This is a genomic window from Falsigemmobacter faecalis (assembly GCF_003863335.1).
GTDB lineage: Bacteria > Pseudomonadota > Alphaproteobacteria > Rhodobacterales > Rhodobacteraceae > Wagnerdoeblera > Wagnerdoeblera faecalis.
This window is the reverse complement of the sequence record NZ_RRAZ01000001.1, coordinates 225,858-234,506: the sequence shown is the minus strand read 5'-3', so window position 1 is coordinate 234,506 and position 8,649 is coordinate 225,858. Positions and strand designations below refer to the sequence as shown.

7 protein-coding genes are annotated in these 8,649 nt (G+C 66.3%); 5 read left to right on the top strand and 2 right to left on the bottom strand.

Annotated elements, in window-relative coordinates; genetic code table 11:
• The first annotated feature begins 161 nt into the window (after positions 1 to 161).
• Positions 162 to 557: a VOC family protein gene (locus tag EG244_RS01225; protein ID WP_124963181.1), complete on the top strand. Its 396-nt coding sequence runs from the start codon at positions 162 to 164 to the stop codon at positions 555 to 557.
• 140 nt (positions 558 to 697) lie between these two features.
• On the opposite strand, the gene EG244_RS01220 is transcribed toward EG244_RS01225, so the two are convergent.
• Positions 698 to 2,992, bottom strand: a complete 2,295-nt coding sequence (locus EG244_RS01220) for a DNA topoisomerase IV subunit A (protein WP_124963189.1) — start codon at positions 2,990 to 2,992, stop codon at positions 698 to 700.
• Between the two features lie 158 nt (positions 2,993 to 3,150).
• Between EG244_RS01220 and EG244_RS01215 the strand changes: the two genes are divergently transcribed.
• On the top strand, positions 3,151 to 3,666 hold the full coding sequence (locus EG244_RS01215; protein WP_124963180.1) for an SH3 domain-containing protein: 516 nt from the start codon (positions 3,151 to 3,153) through the stop codon (positions 3,664 to 3,666).
• A 71-nt stretch (positions 3,667 to 3,737) separates the two neighbouring features.
• Here EG244_RS01215 and EG244_RS01210 read toward each other — a convergent pair whose 3' ends face one another.
• Positions 3,738 to 5,399, bottom strand: a complete 1,662-nt coding sequence (locus EG244_RS01210) for an NAD+ synthase (protein WP_124963179.1) — start codon at positions 5,397 to 5,399, stop codon at positions 3,738 to 3,740.
• 150 nt (positions 5,400 to 5,549) lie between these two features.
• Here EG244_RS01210 and EG244_RS01205 point away from each other — a divergent pair, with 150 nt between their 5' ends.
• The 3 genes from EG244_RS01205 (at position 5,550) to EG244_RS20300 (ending at position 8,625) form a co-directional block, all read left to right on the top strand.
• Positions 5,550 to 7,109 carry a 2-isopropylmalate synthase gene (locus tag EG244_RS01205; RefSeq protein WP_124963178.1) on the top strand — a complete coding sequence of 520 codons (1,560 nt, stop codon included), beginning with the start codon at positions 5,550 to 5,552 and terminating at the stop codon, positions 7,107 to 7,109.
• 2 nt (positions 7,110 to 7,111) lie between these two features.
• Complete coding sequence (gene recO, locus EG244_RS01200) at positions 7,112 to 7,846, top strand: DNA repair protein RecO (RefSeq protein ID WP_124963177.1); 735 nt, start codon at positions 7,112 to 7,114, stop codon at positions 7,844 to 7,846.
• 608 nt (positions 7,847 to 8,454) lie between these two features.
• Positions 8,455 to 8,625, top strand: a complete 171-nt coding sequence (locus EG244_RS20300) for a hypothetical protein (protein ID WP_158617213.1) — start codon at positions 8,455 to 8,457, stop codon at positions 8,623 to 8,625.
• Positions 8,626 to 8,649 lie beyond the last annotated feature (24 nt).

The following is an 8,649-nucleotide window of genomic DNA, read 5'->3' as shown; positions in this document are numbered from 1 at the left end:
CAATCCGTGAAGGCGGCCGCACCGTTGGTGCAGGCGTCGTCGCCAGGATCATCAAGTAATCAGCCCCGGCTCTGCCCGGACTGACCGGAAAGGCCGCTCCCCGGAGCGGCCTTTTTCATTGCAAACTCCTGCTCCCGCCCCTTTTCCCGAAAGGAGCCTCCATGGCCCGCCTTGTCCACTCCATGATCCGCGTTCTCGATGAGGCGCGCAGCCTCGCCTTTTATGAGACCGCCTTTGGCCTGAAAATCGCCGACCGCCTCGACTTTGAGGGCTTTACCCTCGTCTATCTGAAAAACGAAAACTCGGACTTTGAGCTGGAACTGACCATCAACAAAGACCGCGTGACGCCCTATGCCATCGGCGACGGCTATGGCCATCTCGCCGTGGTGGTCGCCGATGTCGCGGCCGAACATGCCCGCCTCGAAGCCGCAGGCCTCAGCCCGCGTAAACTCGTCGACTTCCGCAACGGCGAGACCCCGGTCGCGCATTTCTTCTTCATCGCCGACCCCGACGGCTATCAGATCGAAGTCATCGGCAAAGGCGGCCGCTTCCGCTGAAAACCAGCCCCCGCGCTTTGGCTTTTTAAAAATACTCCCGGGCGGGGTCCGGGGTGGGCAGGCAGCCCACCCCGGGGCAGCAGAAAGGCCGGCGCCCTCCTGAGAGCACCGGCCTTCCCTTCAATCCTGCAAAAGCCCCGTCAGTTGAACTTATTGTCCTGCGGGAAGCCGCGTGGCGCCATCCGCCCTGCGGTCGAGCGTTTTGCCAGCCATTCGTTCAGATCGGGCTCATGCCGCGTGCGCCCGGCCGGATCTTTCCACTTCAGCCCATCAGCCCAGGTCAGCGTTGCCACATCCGACAGACCGCCGTCTTTGTACTTCTGCAGCTTCACCCCCTTGCCACGCGCCATCTCAGGAAGCTCCGAGACCGGGAAGACCAGCAGCTTGCGGTTCTCGCCCACCACCGCCAGGTGATCGCCGGTGACCAGGCGCACCAGGGCGGCTTTGACACCCTCCCCGACGCTCAGCACCGCCTTACCCGCACGGGTCTGCGGCAGCGCATCTTCCGCCGTCACGACAAACCCATCCCCCGCGGTCGAGGCCACCAGAAGCTTCTCTCCGGCGCGCCAGATCCGCACATCGACGATCTCGCAGTCATTGGGCAGATCCACCATCAGACGCAACGGTTCACCCATGCCGCGCCCGCCCGGAAGATTGACCCCCAAAAGCGAATAGAACCGGCCGTTATCCCCGAAGATCAGGATCTTATCCGTGGTCTCCGCATGGAAGGCAAAGCGCGGGCCATCGCCGTCTTTGAACTTCTGCTCGGTCTCAAGGTTCACATGGCCCTTCAGCGCCCGCACCCAGCCCATGCGCGACAGGATCACGGTGATCGGCTCGCGGTCGATCATCGCCTCCATCGGCAGCGCCACGACTTCGCCGGCCTCCGCCAGCAGGGTACGGCGCTTGCCCGCCGGGGTCTCAGAGCCAAAGAACATCGCCACTTTGCGCAGCTCTTCGGCAATCTTACGCCACTGTTTGCGCTCGGACTCCAGCAGGGCTTCCAGATCGGCACGCTCTTTCATCAGCGCGTCGCGCTCACGCTTCAGCTCCATCTCTTCGAGACGGCGCAGGCTGCGCAGGCGCATGTTCAGGATCGCTTCGGCCTGAACTTCCGTCAGCTCGCCCTCGCCCTTCGGCGGCGCAACATAGTCTTTCTCGCTCAGCGCGCGCGGATAACTGCGCGCCCATTCTTCGCGCATCAGCGCCACACGCGGCTCGCTGTCATAGCGGATGATGTCGATGACCCGGTCAAGGTTCAGGAAGGCAATGATAAAGCCCTCCAGCACCTCAAGGCGGTGGTCGATCTTTTCCATCCGGTGACGGGAGCGGCGCAACAGCACATCGCGGCGGTGATCGAGAAACGCCCGCAGCACCTCTTTGATCGAGCAGACCTTCGGCGTGCGCCCGTCGATCAGCACGTTCATATTGAGCGAGATCCGCACCTCCAGATCGGAGTTACGGAAGAGCTGCCCCATGAGCACCTCCGGATCCACCGTCCGCGCCCGCGGCTCCAGTACGATGCGGACATCTTCGGTCGATTCGTCGCGCACATCGGCCAGCAGCGGCACTTTTTTCAGCTGGATGACCTCAGCCAGCTTTTCAATCAGCCGCGATTTTGCGACCTGATAGGGGATCTCGGTGACGACGATCTGCCAGTTGCCCCGGCCCAGATCCTCTTTGTCCCATTTCGCGCGCAGACGAAACGCGCCGCGCCCGGTGCGATAGGCTTCGCGAATGGCCTCACGGCTCTCGACCAGCACGCCGCCGGTGGGAAAGTCAGGTCCGGGAATATGCTCAACCAGCGTATCATCGGCGATATCCGGATCCTGGATCATCGCCAGAGAGCCCGCGATCAGCTCACCGATGTTATGCGGCGGAATATTGGTCGCCATACCGACCGCGATGCCGCTCGCGCCATTGGCCAGCAGGTTCGGGAAGGCGGCGGGCAGCACCACCGGCTCGCGCAGCGTGCCGTCATAATTCGGGCGGAAGTCGACCGAATCCTCGTCCAGCCCCTCCAGCAGCGCCTCTGCCGTGGCGGCCATCCGCGCCTCGGTGTAACGCGCCGCGGCCGGGTTATCGCCGTCGATATTGCCGAAGTTGCCCTGACCATCGACCAGCGGATAACGCATGGCGAAATCCTGGGCGAGACGCGCCATGGCGTCATAGATCGCCGTATCGCCATGCGGGTGATAGTTGCCCATCACATCGCCGGTGATCTTGGCGGACTTCCGGAAGCCCCCGTTTGAGCCAAGGCGCAGCTCGCGCATCGCATAAAGGATGCGGCGGTGCACCGGCTTCAGACCGTCGCGCGCATCAGGCAGCGCCCGGTGCATGATGGTCGAAAGCGCATAGGTCAGATAACGCCCGCCGATGGCGCGGGTCAGGGACTCGGAGGTCAGTCCGGTTTCTTCTTCGGGTGTGCTGCTCATACCCATGGGATGTAATCTGCGCCCCGCCTTCGGTCCAGAAGGAATTGCGCCGCAGCCAGCGGGTTGCCGCCGCTAACCTCAGGTTGAAAAGCAATGAAGGGCGGAACCCTGGCCCCCCGCAGGCGGTTAACTGCCTGTTCCCCGTAAAGGGTCTTGCCATGTTACGTCTTGTCAGTCTTCTCACCCTTCTGGGCGGCGGTTTCGTCGCCGCGACCGGCTTTCTCGGTGACCAGCCGCCCCCTCAGGTCGCCGCAGCAACCGGGATCAGCCGCGCGCCGGAGACCACGGCCGAAGCGCTTCCGGCAGAGCTGCCGCCTGCGGTGCAGCGCATCGCTGATTCGCCCGTTGAGCTGCCGGGCGTCAGCCTGTCGACCGGCCCTGTGATTCTTGAGAATATCGCGCCCAGCGAAGCCATGGTGCAGCTTGCGGCCGCCGAAACCGCCCGCCCGCAGCGCGGCAGTGCAGCGGGCAGCTACGTCACCAGCTTCCGTCAGGTCACCGCGCGCAGCGCCAATGTGCGCGGCGGGCCCTCGACGCAAAATCAGGTTCTCGGGCGGCTTGCCCAGGGCGATGAGGTGACGGTCGTTGAGGATGGCGGCAATGGCTGGTTCCTGATCCGCGTCGAGGGCGACGGCCTTGAGGGCTGGATCTCGGGCACGCTGCTGTCGCAGTAATCTGCCGCTTTGAAAGGACAACAGCCGGGGCGGTGATCGCGCGCCCCGGCTGTCTGCTTTTGTCGCAGGTCTCAGCTTTTGTCGCGCCAGCCGTTGACGATCGGATAGCGGCGATCCAGCCAGAAAGACCGCCCCGTCAGCCGCGTGCCGGGGGCGGACTGAAAGCGCTTCCACTCGCTGATGGCGATCAGATGCTCGATGCGCTTCACCGTCTCGCGCTCATAGCCGGTCGCGACCAGCTCGGCCACCGACAGCTCGCGGTCCACCAGCCCCTCAAGGATGGCATCCAGCACCGGATAGGGCGGCAGGCTGTCTTCGTCCTTTTGATCGGCGCGCAGCTCGGCTGAGGGCGGCTTGTCGATCACCCGCACCGGGATCACCTCTCCCGCAGGAGCTTTCATCCAGGGGCGGTGGTTGGCATTGCGCCAGCGGCAGGTCTCAAAGACCCGGGTCTTATAGAGATCTTTGATCGGGTTATACCCGCCCGCCATATCGCCGTAGATGGTGCAATAGCCGACCGCCACTTCGGATTTATTTCCCGTGGTCAACAGCATGGCGCCGAATTTATTCGACAGCCCCATCAGCAGCAGCCCCCGGATGCGGCTTTGGATATTCTCTTCGGTCAGATCGGCTTTGGTCCCGGCAAAAAGCGGCGCAAGCGCGCTCTCAATGGCGGCGCGCGGCCCGTCGATCGCCACGGTATCGAGCCGCGTGCCCAGCGCCTGTGCCACGCCCGCGGCATCCTCCAGCGAATGGGCGGAGGTATATTCCGAAGGCAGCATCACGCAATGCACATTCTCCCGGCCCAGGGCATCGGCAGCAATCGCCGCCACCAGCGCCGAATCGATTCCGCCCGAAAGCCCCAGGATCGCCCGCGAGAAGCCGGATTTGCGGAAGTAATCCCCCAGACCGACCACCATGGCGCGGTAATCCGCCTCCCAGGCGTCGGGCTGCGGCGCGAGGGGGCCCGGCACCGCCTCCCAGCCCGCAGCGCTGCGGCGGAAGTCGACAAAGCGCATCTCATCGTCAAAGGCCGCCAGCTGCACCGCCAGACGCCCGCCGGGGTTCAACACGAAAGAGCCGCCGTCATAGACCTGATCATCCTGACCGCCGGTCATATTGAGATAGGCCAGCGGCAGCCCGGTTTCGACCACGCGTGAGACCATCACGATCTGCCGCACCTCCAGCTTGCCGCGCTGATAGGGTGAGCCATTGGGCACGAGAATGATCTCGGCCCCGGTCTCGGCCTGGGTCTCAATCACATCCGGGTGCCAGGCGTCTTCGCAGATCGGCGTGCCGATGCGGATGCCTTTGCAGACCCAGGGGCCCGACACCATGCCCGCACGAAACAGGCGGCGCTCGTCAAAAACCTCATCATTGGGCAGATGATGCTTGCGGATCACCGTCTGCACCCTGCCGCCAGACAGCACATGCCAGGCGTTGTAAATCCCGCCCTCGCCATCGGCCTCCGGCGCGCCGATCCCCAGCGCGGGGCCATCCGCGCAATCGGCGGCCAGCTGCTGCAGGGTCGCGGCCACATCGCGCAGAAAGGCCGGGCGGCGGATCAGATCCTGGGTCTGATAGCCGGTCAGAAACATCTCCGGCAGCATGACCAGATCGGCCCCGCCCTCACGCCCCGCCGTAAAGGCCTCCCGGGCCTTCGTGGCATTGGCGGCCAGATCACCAACCTTCGGGTTGGCCTGAACCATAAGCAGGCGAAACTCATCAGCCATCGCGGGGTCCTTTATCTCAACCTTCCGGGTTTTAGACGGCGCTGCCGCGCGAGGGAAGCACCAAAGGGCGGACGCTTGCGTCACCCCTTCGCGGCCATTACGCTGGAGGGCGAGCTTCCGGCCTTTTGGCTCCCCTGAAGGAGAGACGTCATGCCCCGTCGCGGCCTGCGCAAAGTCATTGCCGTAAGTCTTACGCTGTCGTTGATCTCTCTCGGCGGGGTGGCCATCGGCACCGCCCAGGAAACCGCGCTGAAGCGCTATTCCGACGGCTCGGTCTATGACGGTGAGTTTGTGAACGGCCGCCCCCACGGGCACGGCACCTACCGCCTGCCCGATGGCTATGAATATACCGGCGCCTGGGTGGCGGGCGAGATCCGCGGCGAGGGCCGCGCCCGCTTTGCCAGTGGCGCGGTCTATGAGGGGCAGTTCGCAGCCGGAAAGCCCGAAGGCCAGGGCCGCATCACCTTCCCCGACGGCGCGCGCTATGAGGGCGGCTTTCGGGACGGAAAAATGACCGGAGAGGGTGTGTCGCGCTATCCGGGCGGCGCGGTCTATACCGGGCCCATGGCAGAGGGTCTGGCCGAGGGGCGCGGCGTCATGGAAGAGCCCTCCGGCTACCGCTATGAGGGCGAGTGGCGCGGGGGACGGCGCGAAGGTCAGGGCCGCATCACCTATCCCGACGGCTCTGTCTACGAGGGCGGGGTGAAGGACGGCCGCCGCGAAGGCCAGGGCCGTCTGACCATGTCCGGCGGCCTGACCTATGAAGGTGCCTGGCAGAGCGGGCAGATGGAGGGTCAGGGCCGCCTGCAACTCGCCGACGGCACCGTCTATGAGGGCCTCTTTGCCAAAGGCCGCCGCGCGGGCAAGGGCCTGCTGACCTGGCCCGATGGCACCCGCTATGAGGGGGCTTTCCTCTCGGACCTGCGCGAGGGCGAGGGGCGCGCCGAACTGGCGGGGGGTCTTGTCTATGAGGGCACCTGGAAGGGCGGCGCGATGACCGGAAAGGGTCGCCTCACCTGGCCCGATGGCACCCTTTATGAGGGCGAGCTGACCGCGGGCCAGCCCCAGGGCAAGGGCCGCATGCAGTGGCGCAACGGCGCGGCCTATGAGGGGGAGTGGCAGGCCGGGGTGATGACCGGGACCGGGGTTTCGGTTCTGGCGGACGGTGCGCGCTATGAGGGCAGCTTCGTGCAGGGCCGACGCCACGGCAAAGGCGTGCTGACAGAGCCTTCGGGCTACCGCTATGAGGGCGACTGGGCCGACGGGCGCCGCCATGGCAGCGGCACCGCCGAATATCCCGACGGCTCGCATTACACCGGCCTCTTCCGCGACGATCTGCGCGAAGGGCGCGGGGTGCTGGGACAGACCGACGGCTACCGCTATGAGGGCGAGTTCACCGCCGGGGCCGCCACCGGGCGCGGCACCGCGCGCTGGGCCGATGGCGCAAGCTATGAAGGCAGTTTCCGCGCAGGCCGCCCCCATGGCGCAGGCACCGCCAGCTATCCGACCGGCGATACCGCCAGCGGCATCTGGACCAACGGCCTGCTGACCGCCCCTGCGGCCCCCGCCCCGACGACGGAAGACGCGCAGGCAGAGGAGGCAGCGCCTGACGCCACAGCCCTCGCGGCCGCCGCCGCAGCCGCGGCGGCTGCAGCCTCGCTCGCGGCCCCCGCGCCTGCCGCACCCGGCCCTGACGCGGCAGCGGACTGAACATGGACTGGCAGGGCGAGGGGATTGTCCTCGCAACCCGCCCTCATGGTGAGGGCTCGGCCATCCTGACGGTGCTGACGCCGGATCTCGGCCGGCTTTCAGGGCTGATCCGGGGCGGCAGCGGCAGGCGGCTGACCCCGGTGCTGCAGCCTGGAAACCGGCTGCAGCTGACCTGGAAGGCCAGGCTTGAGACCCAGCTTGGCACCTTCACCGCTGATCCCCTGCGCGCCCGCGCCGGGCTGATCATGGCCGACCGCCAGGCCCTCGCGGCGCTCAGTTCCATCTGCGCGCTTCTGATGGCCTGCCTGCCCGAGCGCGAGCCGCATCCGAGCCTCTTTGAGGCCAGTGAGACCCTGCTGGAGGCGCTGCTGGGCGTGCAGCAGTGGCCGCTTCTCTATCTGAAATGGGAACTCGGGCTGCTGAGAGAGCTGGGCTTTGGCCTTGATCTCAGCCGCTGTGCGGTGACGGGGGCCACCCAGGGTCTGGCCTTCGTCAGCCCGAAAAGCGGGCGCGCGGTGACATGGGAGGGCGCGCAGGGCTGGGCTGCGAAACTCCTGCCCCTGCCCGCCTGCCTGACGCGCAGCTCAGCCATGGCCGCCAGCCCGCAGGAGATGGAAGAAGGCCTGCGCCTCACCGGCCATTTCCTCGCCCGTGCGCTGTCGCCCGATGCCGCACACCGGCGCGAAATCCCCGCCGCCCGACAGCGCCTGTCCGGGATGTTCGGCGCTCCCCTCTGACTCCTGTCCGCCCGAAGGACAGGGGCCTGGGCACGGCGACTGACCGGATGCCCCCTCGCCCGCGCACGGCAGGCGCCTGTCAAAGATCTCCGGCGGGTCCGGTGGCTCCTGCCCCAACCGCTGGCGCCAGCCCGCATGCGGTCCGCGGGGAAATGCACCGCCCGCGTACTCTCACCAGGTGCCGGGCAAAGACGCGCGATCCCGGCCCCGCGTCCGTGCTTTTCCCGGAAACTCAGCCGCCCTGTCTGGATCATGCCCCCAGGAGGGGGCAAGGGACCGCGCCTCACCGGACGTCCCCTCGCCCGCGCATTGTCGATCCGCGCAAAGACGCGCGATCCCCGCCGCAGGGGAGGATTTCAGCCGTCTCCATCGCCCCATTCTCCGCCCGAAATGCCGCGACCCTGCCGCGCCCACAGCAGGCCTGGGGCCAAAGCCTGCAGCCAGTGCCCCCGACAGGGCCGCAGGAAACGACAGCCCCCCGGGCACAAAAATAACAGGGGGGATGCCGGATGCCGGGTTAAATCCCGCAGGTCCAGCTGCAGATTATTGACATCGGACCGGGCGGCCTTCACGGGAGAGCTTCTGATTTCTGAGGGACTTACTTCATTATGCGTCTTCTGACCGTTCTCGCCGCCTGTGCCGCGCTCACCGCCTGCGGTGCCGTTGATAAAACCGCAGACACCGTGAACACCGGTGCGAAAACCGCCGGTACCATTGCCATCATCGGCGCCGTGGCCGCGGGTGCGGCCACCGTTGCAGCGGCGGCAGCGGGCGGCTGACCGCCGTCCTCTCTGACAAAAACA